The organism is Intrasporangium sp. DVR, from assembly GCF_040365325.1.
In the GTDB taxonomy this organism is placed as follows: Bacteria; Actinomycetota; Actinomycetes; order Actinomycetales; family Dermatophilaceae; genus Intrasporangium.
The window spans coordinates 34,562-51,336 of the sequence record NZ_BAABZW010000002.1 but is presented as its reverse complement, the minus strand read 5'-3'; the positions used below and the strand labels follow the sequence as shown (position 1 = coordinate 51,336).

Sequence of the window (16,775 nt, the reverse complement as noted above, 5' to 3'; positions counted from 1 at the left end):
GTGGATGGTGTCAGCCGTTGGAGCCGACGTAGGCCTCGGGGTCGTGCTCGAAGACCTTGACGCAGTGCGCAGAGCAGAAGTAATAGGTCGTCCCCTCGTGCTCCACCGTGCCGGCGGCACTCGCCGGGTCGACGGTCATCCCGCACACCGGGTCAACCACGCTCTCAACCGACGCGCTCATCGCACTGGTCCTCTCACCCGAATGACGGCGGAGCTGTCCGATTCTGACCTTCGCCCGCCTTCATGAAGGTCTACCCCGATGAACACTGAAGTATCAGTGAAGGATTCCCCAAGGGGGTACCTACGCGTCCAGGTCCGTCACATGATGGCTCCAACGGGCGGCACGGAGTCGTCCGACAACGACGGAAGGTGATGGAGATGCGCACCCTGCTCAGGGCTCTGGCGGTCGTCTCGCTCGCGGGCGTTGGCCTGCTCTCGGCGGCACCCGCTCAGGCCGATGTGACCAACGACGACTTCGGGCGACACGTCGTCCAGTGCACCGAGATGGGCCTCGACGGGACGCACAACCCTGGCATGCACCTCGGGATCACCGGCTGGCAGGACCACAGCATGCCCTGACCAGACGCGACGGGCAGCCCTCGCCGACGCCCCCAAGGGGCTTGACGGCGAGGGCTGCTCGTTACCCGGGCTACGACGGGCTCAGCCGAGTGTCGCGAGCAGCTCTCGACAGGCCTGCTCACAACGCCGGCAGGACTCGGCACAGACGCGGCAGTGCTCGTGCATCGACGCGTGCTTCTCGCACTCCTCGCCGCAGGCCTTGCACGCCTGGGCGCAGGCCTCGAGTGCGGCACGCGTCACGGTGGCGTCGCGACCGGTGTGACGGGACAGCACCGCTCCGGTCGTGGCGCAGATGTCGGCGCAGTCCAGGTTCGTCCGGACGCACCTGACCAGGTCGGCGACCATGTCCTCGCTCAGGCACGCATCGGCACACGCAGTGCACGTCTGCGAGCACTCGTAGCAGGCTCGGATGCAGGCCGTCAGCTTGCCCCGGTCGACGTTTCCCAGGTCCTTCGGATAGGTCTCGAGCATTGCCTCAACGGTGTGCATGTCGTCCTCTCACCGGGCGGCGGCGCCGGGCCAGGCGCCCGACGCTGCTGGCGCCGCCCTCAGCCAAGCGCATACCCAGCTCCGGCCGGCGCATGTCGTCAGTCCCTCGTGGTTGCGCATGCGACGTCCCCTCGCGGCCGCCGGAGGTTCGGAGGGGTCGAACCCCGGGGCCGCTGAGGGGACGTGCCGGTGTGGGGCGCCCCTACATGCGGTGGGCCATGGGCAGGGCGAACATCCACACGTTGAGCGCACCCAGCACGACGATGAGCGCCGTCATGGGGACGAGCGTGACGCGCCTGCGGGCCTCGGTGCGGTAGCGGCTGTGAGCGATGCGGCGCGCCGCGTAGATGGAGCCCGCCAGGCCGAGGGCGAGGACGAGGTACTGCAGGATCTGGATCGTCCCCGTGTCGAGCAACGCGGCGGACTCGTCACTCGGCGCACCCCCGAACAGACCCATGACGGTGAAGGCCACGGACTTGCCCTCGGCGAGCAGGTGGAAGAGGTTGTGCGCGATGTGGCCGGCGACGTCCAAGGGGATCAGCGCGTAGCCGAAGCGGGCGAAGTTCAGCTTGACGGTCTCGAGGTTGCCGCGCGAGGCGACCTGCGAGGCGAGCACGAGCATGCCGACCGGTGCGGCCACCGCGACGGTGAAGGCGATGGTGAAGATGGCCGACGGGCTGGTGATCCCGGTCGTGGCTCCGATCCAGGCGAGGAAGGTGCCCCAGACCTCGAGCATCGTGAGGTTCTGGATGATGACGATGCCCATGATCGCCATGGCCAGGAACGACTCCTCGATCCGAGGGGTGCGGATGAACCACAGCTCGCTCGTCGGCTTGCGGACGCGCAGCTCGAGAGCGTCGTTGGGACACGCCTTGATGCAGTTGGCGCAGAGGTTGCAGTTGGCGTTGGTGTCCATGGTCCGCGGGAATGTGAAGAGCGGGCAGCCGGCGACCTTGTCCGTGCCGTTGTAGCAGGCCGCCCGGCTCGTGCAGGTGCGGCAGATGTCCTGGTTCGCGCGCAGCTCGACCATGCCGGTTCGCGCATAGTTGCCGGACAGGCCACCCAGGAAGCACAGGTAGCGGCAGAAGGTGCGGCGCTGGAAGAAGGCGCCGGAGACGATCACCGCGGTCGTCAGCAGGAGGAGGAGAACGCCCGATCCCCAGGGCGACTCCACGATTCCCCACACGTGGTCGGCCCACGTGATGAGGATGAACTGCGCGTCGATGATCCAGATCCCGTAGCGCTTGAGGAAGAGCGGCACGGGCCGGTTGACACCGACCAGCTTCTGCACCTGGTCGGAGAGCCACCCGAACGGGCAGACCGCACACCAGAACCGGCCGAGCACGACGAACACGATCGGGATCACGGGCCACCACAGCACCCACATGAGCGCGGTGCCGGCGTTGTCGTGGGCCCTGTCCGGGCCGACGAGCAGCTGGTAGGCCACCAGACCGAAGACTGCGGCGACGAGGACCTGGAACACCCCGGGGTAGAGCCGGCTGCGCATGATCCGGGCGACAACCGGCACCTCCATGAGGTTGCGTCCCCGTCGACGCGGGGCCACGGCCGGCCCCGGCGTCTCCTCGGCGCTCGCCCGGGTCCGGGTCGGGGCGCTCATCGCTCGTCGCCTTCGGCGACTCGCCGGGCGGGCCGAGCGCTGGTGCGGGCCGAGACATGCCGCTCACGCCGCGAGGCGGTGCGGCGGCGCAGCACGCCGGCGCCCGCCAGGACGGAGGCGTTGACGCCGGCAAACCCACCCAGGACGAGGTTGCGTGAGGCGTCATCGGGGGCCGACACCGACCCCGAGCCGTGGCTCGCGTGGCCCTCACCCCCGGCAGCGCCCTGCCCATGGTTCATCTCGCCGTGGTCCATCTGGCTGTCGTCCATCTGGCTGTGGTCCATCTCGCTGTCGTCCATCTGGCTGTGGTCCATGTCCGACCCGCCGCCGTGCGCATCGTGCCCTCCCGGGGCGTGCTCGCCGCCGGGCTGGCCGCCCGAGACATCGCAGTCCCGGGGAAGCGTCACGGCGATCGCCGGCGACGCCGCAGCCGCGTTCTCGGTCGCCGCCCCGAACGCGAACAACGCACCGGCCGCGACCACGGGGTACAGACCGACCTTGACGATGAGACGACGACGCATGGCGAGCTCCTCGAGCCGGGGGGCCGTTCACCCCCGCGTGCCTCACATCATTGGGGCTGCCCACGTCCCAGCGCAGCCCTTCGGAGCCATGTTGACCGAACCTTCAAAGAACTGACATCGAACCTCCAGCGCGCGGCCGAGCGTGGCCGAGCCCACCGGCATACGGCCGCCTCCTGACCACCCAGGAGTGGCTCCTTGTCTGTCCCCGAGGACCCCGGATCTGGTTCAGTTTCCATGTGTGCAGATGGATGGCGTACTTCGGGGACCCGGTCCTCGCTGCGGACCTGCTCTTCCGCCCGGACCACTCGGTCATCGACCAGAGCCTCAACTCCAGGCTGGGGGCGACGACGACCAACGGAGACGGCTTCGGACTCGGCTGGTACGGCGACGGCCCGGAGCCGGCCGTGTACAAGTCGACCCAGCCGGCGTGGAGTGACCCGAACCTTCGGGAGCTCGCCTACCAGGTGCGCACTCCCCTGCTCTTCGCGCACGTCCGGGCCTCGACGGGGACCGCGGTCCAGCGCTCCAACTGCCACCCGTTCCGGCACGGACGGTGGATGTTCATGCACAACGGCCTCATCCGCGACTTCCGCACGCTGAAGCGGGACCTGGTCATGGCCGTCGAGCCCGAGCTCTACCCGCACATCGAGGGGACGACCGACTCCGAGGTCCTGTTCTTCCTGGCGCTCACCTTCGGGCTCGACGACGACCCCTTCGACGCGATGGCGCGGGCGGTCGGTCTCGTCGAGGACGTGGCCCGTGCCCACGGCGTCGAGAACGCCGTGCAGATGACCGCTGCGACGTCGAACGGCAGCTGCGTCTGGGGGTTCCGCTACTCCACGGAGGGCGCCAGCCGATCGCTCTACTACTCGCACGACGTCGGCCAGCTGCGCAAGCTGCACCCCGACGTCGCCGTCCTCAAGGGTCTCGGCGAGGAGACCAGACTCATCGTCTCCGAGCCCCTGCTCAACCTGCCGGGTGCGTGGGTCGGCGTGCCCGAGGCCTCCGCCGGGGTGGTGCGCCCCGGAACGGACGAGATCCGCTCCTTCGTGCCGGTGCCGCCCGGCTAGCGGTCAGCCGGGTCGGCAGGGCCGCCCTGCATGCGGGGCAGCTCACCTGCCTGCCTGTGCCGCCGCCGACGGGCGACCAGCCCGACCGTCAGCACGGCGAGGAATGCCAGGAGCCCGCCGACGACGATCCGTGAGTCCAGCACCGGGGACTGGGAGGACCCGGGTGGTGCGAGAGGTGAGATGGCGGCCGGACGGGTGCTCGAGACGGTTGTTGGTGCAGGCGTCGACGACTGGGACGGGGATGCGGTCGTGGGCGGATCCCCCGAGGGACGCGCCGAGGGACGAGGGGTCGACGTCGACAGCGGACGTCCTCTGCTGTCGAGCTGGGTGTGGTTGCGCCACAGGTACTCTCGGATGGTCAAACCGGAGCGGTGGACTTTCCGGGCCACCTCGCGTCCGAGGTAACGGTAGTGCCAGGGCTCGTAGCGCAGACACGTGCGGTCGTTCCAGCGCGCGCCGTCCTTCCCCCGCGGGTAGCTGTTGACCCAGCCGAACGTCCAGGAGTTGTCCCGCATCCAGGCGCCCGCTGCGGTGGTGGCCCAGTCCCCTTGGAGCGGGTCACCACCGCCGGCGCTCATGAAGTCCACACCGAGTCCGAGCTGGTGCTCGGAGTGACCGGGCCGCTGGGAGTAGGTGATGGCGCTGTCGAAGCCGTTCTGGCGCGCGTAGCCGGTGAAGATCTGCTGCTGCTGCGCATAGCTGCGGTAGGCGCTCCAGACGCCGATGGGTGCGCCGGCGGCCCTGGCGGCTCTCGCCATGGCCTTCGTGTCGTCGACGGCCACGGCGCGGATGTGACCACCACCCGGCAGGCCCGCCTCGGACACGTGCACGAGGTCCGGCGGCACATAGTCCTTGCCGACCCTCAGGAGCCGGTCGACAAGCGTGATGCTCCACTCGTCGTAGCCGCGCGGCACCGTGTAGACGTCACCGAGGTCGCAGGAAGGCAGCCGTCCGAGGGCCGAGGTGGGCGCGCTCGCGGGAAGGCCAGCCAGTGCGGCCAGCAACGGCAGGGCGACGAGCACGACGTGGGAGCGGCGGCGTGGACGGCCGGATCGCTCGGGCCGCTCGGGTCGCTCGCGTGGCTGCTGTCGGTCGAACAGGTTCATGGCTCCTCGTGACCACGCTAGCCGGTCGTCAGGAATCGAGAAGCACGAACCGCCGGGCCGCCACTAGCGTGACCTCCATGACGATCCCCGCAACGCGGAACGACGTGGAGGCATCCGCCCAGCTGCCCGCCGACAGCCATGACCTGATCCGCGTCCACGGTGCCCGCGAGAACAACCTCAAGGACGTGACCGTCGAGATCCCGAAGCGTCGCCTCACGGCCTTCACCGGTGTCTCCGGATCGGGGAAGAGCTCCCTCGTCTTCAACACCATCGCCGCCGAGTCCCAACGGCTGATCAACGAGACCTACAGCACCTTCGTCCAAGGCTTCATGCCGACGCTCGCCAGGCCGGACGTCGACCTGCTGGACGGGCTGACCACGGCGATCATCGTCGACCAGGAGCGGATGGGGGCCAACCCCCGCTCCACGGTGGGCACCGCCACCGATGCCAACGCCATGCTCCGCATCCTCTTCAGCCGGCTCGGCCAGCCCCACATCGGGTCGGCCCAGGCGTTCTCCTTCAACGTCGCGTCCATCTCCGGCGCCGGGGCGGTGACCATCGAGCGCGGTGGGAGCACGACCAAGGAGCGACGCTCCTTCTCCATCACCGGCGGCATGTGCTCGCGGTGCGAAGGCATGGGTGCGGTCACGGACTTCGACCTCTCCGCCCTCTACGACGAGGACAAGTCGCTCAATGAAGGGGCCCTGACGATCCCGGGCTACACGATGGACGGCTGGTACGGGCGCATCTACCGCGGCTGCGGCTTCTTCGACCCGGACAAGCCCATCCGCGCGTACACCAAGAGGGAGCTGCACGACCTGCTCCACAAGCAGCCCACGAAGGTCAAGGTCGAGGGGATCAACCTCACCTACGAAGGCCTCATCCCGAAGATCCAGAAGTCGATGCTCTCCAAGGACCTCGATTCGATGCAGCCGCACATCCGCGCGTTCGTCGAGCGAGCCGTCACCTTCACGACGTGTCCGGACTGCGCCGGCACCCGCCTCAACGAGAGCGCGCGCTCGTCACGGATCAAGGGCACCAACATCGCCGAGGTCTGCGCGATGCAGATCAGCGACGCTGCCGAGTGGGTCCGCCAGCTCGACGAACCCTCCGTGGCTCCCCTGGTGACCGGCCTCCAGCACCTCTTCGACTCCTTCGCCGAGATCGGGCTGGGATACCTCTCGCTCGACCGTCCCTCCGGCACCCTCTCTGGTGGCGAAGCCCAGCGCACCAAGATGATCCGGCACCTCGGATCGTCCCTCACGGATGTCACCTACGTCTTCGACGAGCCGAGCATCGGCCTGCACCCGCACGACATCCAGCGGATGAACCGCCTGCTGCTCCAGCTGCGCGACAAGGGCAACACCGTTCTCGTCGTGGAGCACAAGCCCGAGATGATCGCCGTGGCCGACCACGTCGTCGACCTCGGGCCCGGTGCCGGGGCATCGGGCGGCACCGTCTGCTTCGAGGGCACCGTCGAGGGTCTGCGACGCAGCGGGACCATCACTGGCCACCACCTCGACGACCGTGCCACCCTCAAGCCCTCGGTCCGCACACCGTCGGGCGTGCTCGAGGTGCGCGGCGCCGACCTCCACAACCTGCGGCACGTCGACGTCGACATCCCCCTCGGCGTGCTCACCGTCGTCACCGGGGTCGCGGGGTCCGGGAAGAGCTCGCTCATCCAGGGCTCCGTTGCAGGCCGCGAGGGGGTCATCTCCATCGACCAGGGCGGGATCCGTGGGTCGCGGCGCAGCAATCCGGCGACGTACACCGGGCTGCTCGACCCGATCCGCAAGGCGTTCGCCAAGACCAACGGCGTCAAGCCGGCGCTCTTCAGCGCCAACTCCGAAGGAGCCTGCCCCGCCTGCAACGGCGCCGGCGTCATCTACACCGACCTGGCCATGATGGCCGGTGTCGCCACGACCTGCGAGGAATGCGAGGGCAAGCGCTTCCAAGCCATGGTGCTCGAGTACACGCTGGGAGGCCGGGACATCAGCGAGGTCCTCGCCATGCCGGTCGACGAGGCGAGGGACTTCTTCGGAGCGGGCGAGGCTCGCACGCCGGCGGCCCACGCGATCCTCGACCGGCTGGCGGACGTCGGGCTCGGCTACCTGAGCCTCGGCCAGCCGCTCACCACGCTGTCCGGTGGGGAGCGACAGCGTCTCAAGCTCGCCACCCACATGGGAGGCAAGGGCGGCGTCTACGTCCTCGACGAGCCGACCACCGGTCTCCACCTCGCTGACGTCGAGCAGCTGCTCGCCCTGCTCGACCGGCTCGTCGACTCAGGCAAGTCGGTGATCGTCATCGAGCACCACCAAGCGGTCATGGCGCATGCCGACTGGATCATCGACCTGGGTCCGGGGGCGGGCCACGACGGGGGCCGCATCGTCTTCGAGGGCAGTCCCGCCGATCTCGTCGCGGCACGTTCCACTCTGACGGGCACGCATCTCGCGGACTACATCGGGGCCTGAGTGCCCCCCCCGACTCGGGCCCGCGGCCCCGCGGCCCACCGGCCGTTCTTCCTGCTGACGGCAGTGGCGGCCATCGTCGGGGGTGCGGTGTGGCTGCTGCCCGTGGAGGACCCGGTCACGCAGCATCGCAGCTGGCTGCTCTTCGGCATGGGAGGTGCCGCCGTGGCCGGCTACCTGCTCACCGCCCTGCCCAGCTGGACCCGCGGTGCGCGGGCGTCCGCTCCCGTCGTCTGGTTCCTCGTGGCCGCGTGGGTCGCGGCGCGCGCACTGGCGGCCCGGGGAACGCCGGCCGATGCCGCCCCCGCCCCGGTCGCGGCAGCCCTCGTCTTCGCTGTTCTCATCAGTCTCGTCGGTGGCACCGCCGTCCCTGCCTTCGCCCGCGCCGCACTGGGCACGACGCTGGCGGCCGCGGCGACCGATCGCACGCAGGCGCTGGCTCCGGCCGCAGTCGTAGCGGCCATCGGTCTCGTTCTCGGAGGGGCTGACACAGCAGCAGGTGCCGTCCTCGTGCTGGTCGGGCTGGTGCAGATCGCCAGGATCCGCCGATGGGGTGGGTTGCGGCTCGCAGAGCACCGGGCGGTCGCGATGCTGGCGCTCGCCTGGCTCTGGCTCGGGGCAGGGCTCGTGATGCTCGGCCTCGCGTTCCTCGGCTGGCCCGAGAGCATCTCCGTCGGTACCGCGATGCATGCCCTGACGATGGGCGCCATGGGCAGCATGATCTACGCCTTCACGGCGCGAGCGACCATGGTCCGGGCTCCCGGGGGCTTGGTGCCCACCGCGCTGCAGGAGCTCGGTTTCGTCCTCGTGCTGGTCAGCCCCCTCCCCCGGCTGCTGACCTGGCCCGGCACGGGTCACGCCACGGGGTACGCCGTGGCCGTCCTCTGCTGGTGCCTCGGTTGGTCGTGTCACCTCGCCAGGACCATCCGCACCCTGGGGCAGCCGCCGCCGTGGCCGGCGCTCAGCGCATCACGCACGACTCAGTCACCCGCCACCCCACGGCGTGCGGGCTGACCTGGGCTCCAGCCCCGAGGTCGAGCCAGGAGAGTCGGCGAAATCACTCGAATCTTCGACACGTTCTCCCCCGAGACGCGGTGGATCACCTTATGGTGGAGAAACCGGCTGGCATCGCGGCGCGGGGGGCGCTCCGTGATGTGGCCGGTCCGAGGTCACAGTCAGGAGGCCTCGGTCCGACTTTCGATCTGCCCGATGGGGGTGCCTGCCCGTGCAGGAGCCGATCAGGCCGAGTGCTGGCCCGACCGTGATTCACATCCGAATGCGCGGCCGGACCTTGACGTTCGCGACCGGCGTGACCCTCTTCGCGCTCCTGCCCTTCCTGGGCGGAAGCGCGCCACAGCTGGAGAAGCAGTCCGTGGTGCTCGCCGCCGGTGCTGCGGTCGCCGCGCCCGCGCCCGCCACGCCGAGTGAGTCCGCGCTGGCCTATCCCCAGGGCGTCACCCCCGAGATGTCAGGAGCGCTCTCCGGGCTGTCGACCGCGATCGGCGGCGGGCTGTTCCAGTTCCCGAGCCTCGTCCTCTCCCCCGCGTTGGCTCCCTCCCTCACTCCGCCGGGAGCCTCGAAGGCCGAGTTGCGCTTCATCCTCCCCGTCCCGGGCCCCCAGTCGTCGAGCTTCGGGCCGCGAATGCACCCCGTCCTCGGCGTGCCCATGTTCCACACCGGAATCGACCTCTCGGCTGCCTGCGGAACCCCGATTCGAGCGGCGGCCTCCGGCACCGTCGTCTATGCCGAGGTCTCGCCGTCCTGGGGTGCGCGCACGATCATCGAGCACAGCCCCACCCTGAAGACGGCCTACGGCCACCAGTCCAGGTTCCTCGTCAAGGAAGGTGACGTCGTCAAGCAGGGCGAGATCATCGGGCTCGTCGGGACGACCGGATGGTCCACCGGCTGCCACCTGCACTTCGACGTCATCCTCAACGACCGCTACGTCGACCCTGCCCCCTACCTCGGCATGCCCTCGTCGCACGCTCCGAGCATCCCGTTCCAAGCTGCCCCCCACGTCGTCCGCGATGACACGGGCGGGCCCTCCCACACCGTCGAGGACGGTGACGTGCCCATCCCGACGACGACGCCGGGCAGCATCTGGACATCGACCCCGACGACGACGCGGCCGCCGGCGACCATTCCGCCGAGTCCGACCCCGACGATTCCGGACCCGACCACCACGGACCCGACGACCACCCCGGACCCGACCACCCCGGACCCGACCACCACGGACCCGACCACGACCCCGGACCCGACCACCCCGGACCCGACCACCACGGACCCGACCACGAGTCCCGACGCGACCTCCACGGGCCAGCCGACGGAGTCGACGACCTCCGGATCCGCGGCAACGTCTGAGCCGTCGTCGACCACGACCTCCGGATCCTCGGGCGCAGCGACGACGAGCGAGCCCGCCCCCGCGCCGACCTCCGAGCCCGCCCCCACGACGACGAGCGAGCCCGCCCCCGCGCCGACCTCCGAGCCCGCCCCCGCGCCGACCTCCGAGCCCGCCCCCACGACGACGAGCGAGCCCGCCCCCGCGCCGACCTCCGAGCCGGCAAGCGCGACGACGGAGACGGCGACGACCACGACGTCGGACACCGCCGAGGCGAGCTCCACCACCACGACGACAGCGAACTGAGCACCGGGCCCGCCGCTGCCGACCGGTGGCCGCGGGCTGCAGCTTCGCTACGATTCGGCGACTCTCGGTCCGACCCCTCGCTCATGGGGAGTGTCACCCGATAGGTTTCCGGCATGGACGAAGCGAATGCCCACGGCGTGGATGCCTCACGTGGCGCCGCCGGAGATGGCCAGCACCCCATCGTCGTCGTCGAGGGCGTCAACAAGCACTTCGGCGACCTGCACGTGCTCAAGGACATCGACCTCACCGTCGGCAAGGGTGACGTCGTCGTCGTCCTGGGGCCCTCCGGCTCCGGCAAGTCGACGTTGTGCCGCACCATCAACCGCCTCGAGACCTTCGAGACGGGCCGCATCCTCATCGACGGCAAGCCGCTTCCCGAGGAGGGCAAGGCGCTCGCCGACCTGCGGGCTGACGTCGGAATGGTCTTCCAGTCCTTCAACCTGTTCGCCCACAAGACGATCCTGCAGAACGTCACCCTCGGACCGATCAAGGTGCGCGGGATGGCCAAGGGCGCGGCCGAGAAGCGGGCGCTCGAGCTGCTCGAGCGGGTCGGGGTCGAGCACCAGAAGGACAAGTACCCTGCCCAGCTCTCCGGCGGGCAGCAGCAACGGGTCGCGATCGCCCGGTCGCTGGCGATGAACCCCAAGGTGATGCTCTTCGACGAGCCGACCTCGGCGCTCGACCCGGAGATGATCAACGAGGTGCTCGACGTCATGACGAGCCTCGCCAAGGAGGGCATGACGATGATCGTCGTCACCCATGAGATGGGGTTCGCCCGCCGCGCCGCCGACCGGGTCATCTTCATGGACGAGGGGGAGATCGTCGAGCAGGACACCCCTGAGGAGTTCTTCACCAACGCCAAGTCGGCCCGGGCCAAGGACTTCCTCAGCAAGATCCTGACCCACTGAACACCCCGCCACATCGCTTCCCGGTCACCTCCGGGAGCAGACCTACCAGGAGGAACAACTCATGAAGCTCAGGCGCACCAGTGCGATTGCCATCGCGACGGTCGCCGCCCTCGGCCTCGCAGCGTGCGGGAGCGACGGTGGCGACGGCGGCGGCGCAGGCGGCGGCAAGGTCAAGGTCGGCATCAAGTTCGACCAGCCCGGCCTCGGTCTCAAGACCGGCGCCACGTACTCCGGCTTCGACGTCGATGTCGCGAACTTCATCGCCGAGGAGCTCAAGCTCGACGTGGAGTTCGTCGAGGCGGTCTCCGCTCAGCGAGAGACCCTCCTCAAGACGGGTCAGGTGAAGTACATCGTCGGGACCTACTCGATCACCGAAAAGCGCATGGCCGACGTGTCCTTCGCCGGCCCGTACTTCATCGCCGGCCAAGACCTGCTGGTCCGCGCCGACGACGCGTCCATCACCGGTCCGGACACCCTGGAGGGCAAGAACCTCTGCTCCGTCAAGGGCTCGACCTCGGCGACGAAGATCAAGGAGAAGGTCCCCGGAGTCAACCTCCAGGAGTACAACACCTACTCCCTCTGCGTTGACGCGCTGAAGTCGGGGGCCGTGGACGCCCTGACGACTGATGACACGATCCTCGCCGGCTACGCGGCGCAGGACGCCAACAAGGGCAAGCTCAAGGTCGTCGGCAACACCTTCTCCACGGAGAACTACGGGGTCGGCGTGAAGAAGGGCGACACCGAGTTCTGCAACCAGGTCGTCACCGCCCTGAAGAAGTTCATCGACTCGGGCAAGTGGCAGGAGTCGGTCGACAAGTGGCTCGGCCCGGCCAACTACAAGCCGGGCGAGGGCAACCCGCCCACCCCGACCTGCCAAGGCGCCTGATCACCCAGCCAACCGCAGAGGTATGCCGCTGAGCTGAGCGAGCTCAGCGGCATACCTCCCGCTCTGGCTGACGTCCAGTCAGGCCCCCCACACCTCTGGCGCCCGAGGAGGACTGCACATGGGTGAACTCTTCGCGGAGTACAACATCTTCGCGGCATTCGGCATGACGATCCTGCTCACCGTCATCGCTGCCATCGGGTCGCTGCTCATCGGCACCATCGTGGCCGTCATGCGGCTGTCTCCCGTGGCGGTGTTCCAGCGGACGGGCGCGTTCTACGTCAACACCGTCCGCAACACGCCACTGACGCTGATCATCATCGCGTCCAACATCGTCATGGCCATCAACCTCGGCTTCAACTTCAGCGACGACTTCATCCGCAACAACATCATCTGGGCGATCATCGCGCTGTCGGTCTACCACGCGGCCTTCGTGTGCGAGGCCATCCGGTCGGGCGTCAACACCGTGCCGGTCGGGCAGGCCGAGGCCGCCCGGTCGATCGGTCTGACCTTCTCGCAGAGCCTCAGGGAGATCGTGCTGCCGCAAGGTTTCCGGGGTGCCATCACGCCGCTCGGCAACACCCTCATCGCCCTGACGAAGAACACCACGGTCGCCACGGCGATCGGCGTCGCCGAGGTCAGCGGGATGATGCGCGAGATGATCGAGTTCCGGTCCGACCTGCTGCTGTTCATCTTCCTCATCGTCGCGATCGGCTTCGTCATCCTCACCCTCCCGATCGGCGTCCTCGTCACGCACCTGTCCAACCGGCTGGCGGTGAAGCGATGAGCACCTCCGTCCTCTTCGACGCCCCGGGCCCGCGCGCTCGCGCCCGGCACCGCTTCCTCACGGTCGTCGGCCTGGTCCTCATCCTCGGCTTCGTCGCCTTCGCCCTGTGGAAGCTCGGCGAGAAGGGCAACCTCGACGCCGAGAAGTGGACGCCGTTCCTCACGGCGGAGATCTGGGTCGAGTACCTCATCCCCGGCCTTCTCACCACGCTCAAGGCGGCCGCGATCTCCGTGCTGCTGGCCGGCATCTTCGGCGTCCTCTTCGGCATGGGGCGCCTGTCGCACACGCCGGCCCTGCGCTGGGTGAGCACCGTCATCGTCGAGTTCTTCCGCTCGGTGCCGGTTCTCGTGATGATGATCGCCGCGTTCTACTTCTACTCGTACAACAACGTCTTCGACAGCGACCTCAACCCGTTGGCGGCCGTGATCACCGGCCTGACGCTCTACAACGGCTCCGTCGTTGCCGAGCTGATCCGGTCGGGTGTGGGCAGCCTGCCCAAGGGCCAGTCGGAGGCCGGCCTCTCGATCGGGCTGACGCCTCCGCAGACGCTGCGGATCATCCAGCTGCCGCAGGCGATCACGGCCATGCTCCCCGCCTTGGTCAGCCAGCTCGTCGTCGTCCTCAAGGACACGGCGCTCGGCGCGATCATCACCTACGACGAGCTGCTCAACAAGTTCGCCCAGATCGGCTCGTACAAGGGCAACCCCGTGCCGGCGATGCTCGTCATCGCGATGATCTTCATCGTCATCAACTATGCGCTGACCCGGGTGGCGGCCTACGTCGAGCGGCGGCTGCGTGAGCGGGGTCGGGTGACGATCACCCGCGGCGCCGCCGGCCCGGGTGGCGTCGCGGAGGTCGACACCACGCTCATCGACGAGCAGCTGCACGAAGCCGACGAGCGCGCCCTACGGGAACGCTGACCACGTCACCGCAACACACCCCCTTATCGCGAGGTCCCCCCACCTGCACCAGGTGGCACCAGTCGATAAGCGGGTGTGTTGCGGTGGGGGCGGGATGACGAAAGGGCGGCCTCCGATGTCGGAGACCGCCCTTCGCACGTGCCGCTCCCCCGGTTGGACTCGAACCAACAACCTGCCGGTTAACAGCCGGCTGCTCTGCCAGTTGAGCTACAGGGGATTGCTGCCGGGCAACCATAGCAAAGGAGTTCGCCGGGAACTAAATCGGCTCCTGACACCCTGTCGCGGCAGCGCCGGCCGACTCAGAGACCCACCTCGGAACGCAGTCTCTGGAGGCGTTTCGCCGCTTCGGAGACGACGAGCGGGTCGGCCGGGTCGACGCCCTTGCCGGGGATGACCTGCTCCAGGAGCTCCCCGGTGGCGAAGTCCTGTCGGATGACGACGCGCACCGTGCGGCGGCTCTCGGTGCGGAACTCGTCGCTGAGGACCACGCTCGCCTGGAGGCGCTCCCGGAGGGCCTGCTGCAACGTCGAGGGCTCGCGCAGCAGCCACTGAGCCGGACGGCGGTGGTCGACCCAGATGACGGTCAGCAGCCCTGAGTCGCTCTGCCAGGTGGCTGACTCCGCTTCGTGCCACGGTCGCTGCCAGGCCAGGGTGCCGTCCGCCCCGACGAACGCGAGCTGATGGGTCGAGGCCACGATGTGGCCTCCGGTCTGCTCGTCGCGTGCCGAGGCGATCAGGCGGTCACCCGAGGCCAGGGGGACGGCGCGACGGACCTCGTCGGGCAGGTCTCCCCTGCGTAGCCGACCGAAGATCCCCATCACGACATCCCTTCCTTGATCTTGGCGAGCTGCCGCTGCAGCTCCTGCAGCTGGACCGCCAGCGACCGGGACCGCTGGGGGTCCGGCGCCGCGGCGTGGTCGAGCCGCCGCATCTCGCTCATGGCGTCCGCGATCCGTCTGGTCAGCTCGACCGTGCGCACGCGGTTGAAGAGCTCCTCGACATAGCGGGAGCTCGGCAGACCGGTCGTCGCATCCATCCGGGCGGGCAGGCTGGCCACGGCCAGCTCGCTGATGAGCGGTGCGACGGCACTGGGAGCGGCCTCCGTCACCGCTGAGACCCACGACCCCAGGGAGCCGCGCCCGTCGGAGCCGCTGGCGATGGTGATGCCGTCGAAGACCGCTTGGTGGGCGGGTGCCGAGAAGGAGCTTGACGACAGCAGATCGACGGCGCCCGGCCGCAGCACGGTGGGGAACTGGAGCAGCACCTGGAGGAGCTGGCGCTCCGCCAGGACGATGGGGTCTCGCTGGTCCGGCAGCGGCATCGTGCCGGCCGCCTCCTCGGGGCTCGGCTCGACGGAGTCGTCAGCGCCCGAGGACGGGCCCCGTCGCCGGTCACTGGGCCCGGCGTCGTGCCGGCTCGCAGGACCGGCGGCGTCGACCGTGAGACGACCGGCCCTGGCCACCTCTGTGGCCACCTGCTCGACCTCCAGCCCGAGCAGGCCGGCGACCTCCCTGGTGTACTCCGGTCGGAGCGAGCGGTCTCGGATCGAGGCGACGATCGGGGCCACTGCCCGGCTGGCCTGGACGCGACCCTCTGCGGTGCCGAGGTCGAAGCGCTTGATCGTCGTGCGGACGGCGAACTCGAACATCGGCACCGCATCCTCGATGAGGGCCTGGACCGCCGGGTCGCCCCCTGCTTGGCGCAGCTCGCAGGGGTCCTTTCCGGATTTCTCGACCGCGACGAAGGACTGCGACGTCCACTTCGCGTCATCGGCGAAGGCGCGCATCGCGGCCTTCTGCCCGGCGGCGTCACCGTCGAACGTGAAGACGACCTTGGCCGGGGCCAGATCGGCCTCGTCCCGCATGATGCGCCGGAGCAGCTTGATGTGCTCGGCACCGAAGGCGGTGCCACACGTGGCGACCGCCGTCTCGACGCCGGCCAGGTGGCAGGCCATGACATCGGTGTAGCCCTCGACGACGACGGCCTGCCGGTCCTGGGAGATGTGCTTCTTGGCCAGGTCGAGCCCGTAGAGGACCGTCGACTTCTTGTAGATCGGAGTCTCGGAGGTGTTGAGGTACTTCGCCTCGATCCGGTCGTCGTCGAAGATCCGTCGCGCGCCGAAGCCGATCGTGCTGCCGGTGATGTCACGGATCGGCCAGACGAGGCGGCCGCGGAACCGGTCGTAGAGACCGCGTGAGCCCCGCCCGGCCAGTCCGCCGATGACGAGCTCCTCGTCGGTGAAGCCCTTGCCGCGGAGGTGCCGCACGAGGTCCTCGCCGCCGCGGGGGGCGAAGCCGACCCCGAAGTGCCTGACGTGGCTGCTGTTGAAGTCGCGGGCGCGGAGAAAGTCGCGGGCGAGCCGGGCGCCCTGGTCGCCGAGCAGCCGCTCGGTGTAGAACTCCTCCGCGACCCGGTGGGCCTCGAGGAGCCGCGAGCGGCGCCCCAGGCCCTCCTCGCGGGGACGGGCGCCGTCCTCGTAGCGCAGCTCCATGCCCAGCCGCTGGGCGAGCCGCTCGACGGCCTCGGCGAAGGTGAGGTGGTCGACCTTCTGCATGAAGGAGATCACGTCCCCGCCCTCGCCACACCCGAAGCAGTGCCAGGCGCCGACGGCAGGACGGATGTTGAACGAGGGGGTCTTCTCGTCGTGGAACGGGCACAGCCCCTTGAGCGAGCCCGGACCGGCGGGGCGCAGCGTGACGTGCTCGCGAACGACGTCCTCGATCGAGGACCGCGACTTGACGGTCGCGATGTCGTCAGGGTTGATCCGGCCCGCCATCAAGCC

Annotated in this window: 16 protein-coding genes and 1 tRNA gene; 9 read left to right on the top strand and 8 right to left on the bottom strand. The window is 69.2% G+C overall.

The genetic code is table 11. From position 1 onward, the window contains the following. Nucleotides 1-10 precede the first annotated feature (10 nt). On the bottom strand, nt 11-181 hold the full coding sequence (locus ABWV20_RS02830; RefSeq protein WP_353353263.1) for a YHS domain-containing protein: 171 nt from the start codon (nt 179-181) through the stop codon (nt 11-13). A 197-nt stretch (nt 182-378) separates the two neighbouring features. Here ABWV20_RS02830 and ABWV20_RS02825 point away from each other — a divergent pair, with 197 nt between their 5' ends. Next, complete coding sequence (locus tag ABWV20_RS02825; RefSeq protein ID WP_353353262.1) at nt 379-579, top strand: hypothetical protein; 201 nt, start codon at nt 379-381, stop codon at nt 577-579. Between the two features lie 81 nt (nt 580-660). Here the strand turns inward: ABWV20_RS02825 and ABWV20_RS02820 are convergent, their stop codons facing one another. The 3 genes from ABWV20_RS02820 to ABWV20_RS02810 all read right to left on the bottom strand — a co-directional run bounded on the left by ABWV20_RS02820 (nt 661) and on the right by ABWV20_RS02810 (nt 3,207). Next, nucleotides 661-1,068 carry a four-helix bundle copper-binding protein gene (locus ABWV20_RS02820; RefSeq protein ID WP_353353261.1) on the bottom strand — a complete coding sequence of 136 codons (408 nt, stop codon included), beginning with the start codon at nt 1,066-1,068 and terminating at the stop codon, nt 661-663. Nucleotides 1,069-1,270: 202 nt separating this feature from the next. Next, nucleotides 1,271-2,686 (bottom strand): 4Fe-4S binding protein, encoded by a 1,416-nt coding sequence (locus ABWV20_RS02815; protein WP_353353260.1) that lies wholly within the window; start codon nt 2,684-2,686, stop codon nt 1,271-1,273. Continuing rightward, entirely contained in the window at nt 2,683-3,207 is a 525-nt protein-coding gene (locus ABWV20_RS02810; protein WP_353353259.1) for a hypothetical protein, read from the bottom strand. Before ABWV20_RS02810 ends, ABWV20_RS02815 begins: the two co-directional genes overlap by 4 nt. A gap of 248 nt (nt 3,208-3,455) precedes the next feature. Between ABWV20_RS02810 and ABWV20_RS02805 the strand changes: the two genes are divergently transcribed. Next, nucleotides 3,456-4,277, top strand: a complete 822-nt coding sequence (locus ABWV20_RS02805) for a class II glutamine amidotransferase (protein ID WP_353353258.1) — start codon at nt 3,456-3,458, stop codon at nt 4,275-4,277. On the opposite strand, the gene ABWV20_RS02800 is transcribed toward ABWV20_RS02805, so the two are convergent. Beyond that, nucleotides 4,274-5,383: a M15 family metallopeptidase gene (locus ABWV20_RS02800; protein ID WP_353353257.1), complete on the bottom strand. Its 1,110-nt coding sequence runs from the start codon at nt 5,381-5,383 to the stop codon at nt 4,274-4,276. The two genes, ABWV20_RS02805 and ABWV20_RS02800, sit on opposite strands and share 4 nt — an antisense overlap. A 77-nt stretch (nt 5,384-5,460) precedes the next feature. On the opposite strand from ABWV20_RS02800, the gene ABWV20_RS02795 reads away from it, so the two are divergent. The 7 genes from ABWV20_RS02795 (at nt 5,461) to ABWV20_RS02765 (ending at nt 13,993) form a co-directional block, all read left to right on the top strand. Continuing rightward, nucleotides 5,461-7,854 carry an ATP-binding cassette domain-containing protein gene (locus ABWV20_RS02795; protein ID WP_353353256.1) on the top strand — a complete coding sequence of 798 codons (2,394 nt, stop codon included), beginning with the start codon at nt 5,461-5,463 and terminating at the stop codon, nt 7,852-7,854. After that, entirely contained in the window at nt 7,855-8,865 is a 1,011-nt protein-coding gene (locus tag ABWV20_RS02790) for an NnrS family protein (RefSeq protein ID WP_353353255.1), read from the top strand. It begins immediately after the preceding gene. Nucleotides 8,866-9,112: 247 nt separating this feature from the next. Next, nucleotides 9,113-10,495, top strand: coding sequence for a M23 family metallopeptidase (locus ABWV20_RS02785; RefSeq protein WP_353353254.1), 1,383 nt, complete (start codon nt 9,113-9,115; stop codon nt 10,493-10,495). A 113-nt stretch (nt 10,496-10,608) separates the two neighbouring features. Beyond that, a complete protein-coding gene (locus ABWV20_RS02780; protein WP_502901747.1) occupies nt 10,609-11,403 on the top strand; it encodes an amino acid ABC transporter ATP-binding protein in 795 nt (264 codons plus the stop codon). Nucleotides 11,404-11,464: 61 nt separating this feature from the next. Further along, nucleotides 11,465-12,289, top strand: a complete 825-nt coding sequence (locus tag ABWV20_RS02775) for a glutamate ABC transporter substrate-binding protein (protein WP_353353253.1) — start codon at nt 11,465-11,467, stop codon at nt 12,287-12,289. Nucleotides 12,290-12,407: 118 nt separating this feature from the next. Beyond that, complete coding sequence (locus ABWV20_RS02770; RefSeq protein ID WP_353353252.1) at nt 12,408-13,073, top strand: amino acid ABC transporter permease; 666 nt, start codon at nt 12,408-12,410, stop codon at nt 13,071-13,073. After that, nucleotides 13,070-13,993, top strand: a complete 924-nt coding sequence (locus tag ABWV20_RS02765) for an amino acid ABC transporter permease (RefSeq protein WP_353353251.1) — start codon at nt 13,070-13,072, stop codon at nt 13,991-13,993. Before ABWV20_RS02770 ends, ABWV20_RS02765 begins: the two co-directional genes overlap by 4 nt. 144 nt (nt 13,994-14,137) lie before the next feature. On the opposite strand, the gene ABWV20_RS02760 is transcribed toward ABWV20_RS02765, so the two are convergent. The 3 genes from ABWV20_RS02760 to dnaG all read right to left on the bottom strand — a co-directional run bounded on the left by ABWV20_RS02760 (nt 14,138) and on the right by dnaG (nt 16,769). Then, nucleotides 14,138-14,210, bottom strand: a tRNA-Asn gene (locus ABWV20_RS02760). An 82-nt stretch (nt 14,211-14,292) separates the two neighbouring features. Next, nucleotides 14,293-14,811 carry a hypothetical protein gene (locus tag ABWV20_RS02755; RefSeq protein WP_353353250.1) on the bottom strand — a complete coding sequence of 173 codons (519 nt, stop codon included), beginning with the start codon at nt 14,809-14,811 and terminating at the stop codon, nt 14,293-14,295. Next, nucleotides 14,811-16,769 (bottom strand): DNA primase, encoded by a 1,959-nt coding sequence (gene dnaG / locus ABWV20_RS02750; RefSeq protein ID WP_353353249.1) that lies wholly within the window; start codon nt 16,767-16,769, stop codon nt 14,811-14,813. Before dnaG ends, ABWV20_RS02755 begins: the two co-directional genes overlap by 1 nt. Nucleotides 16,770-16,775 lie beyond the last annotated feature (6 nt).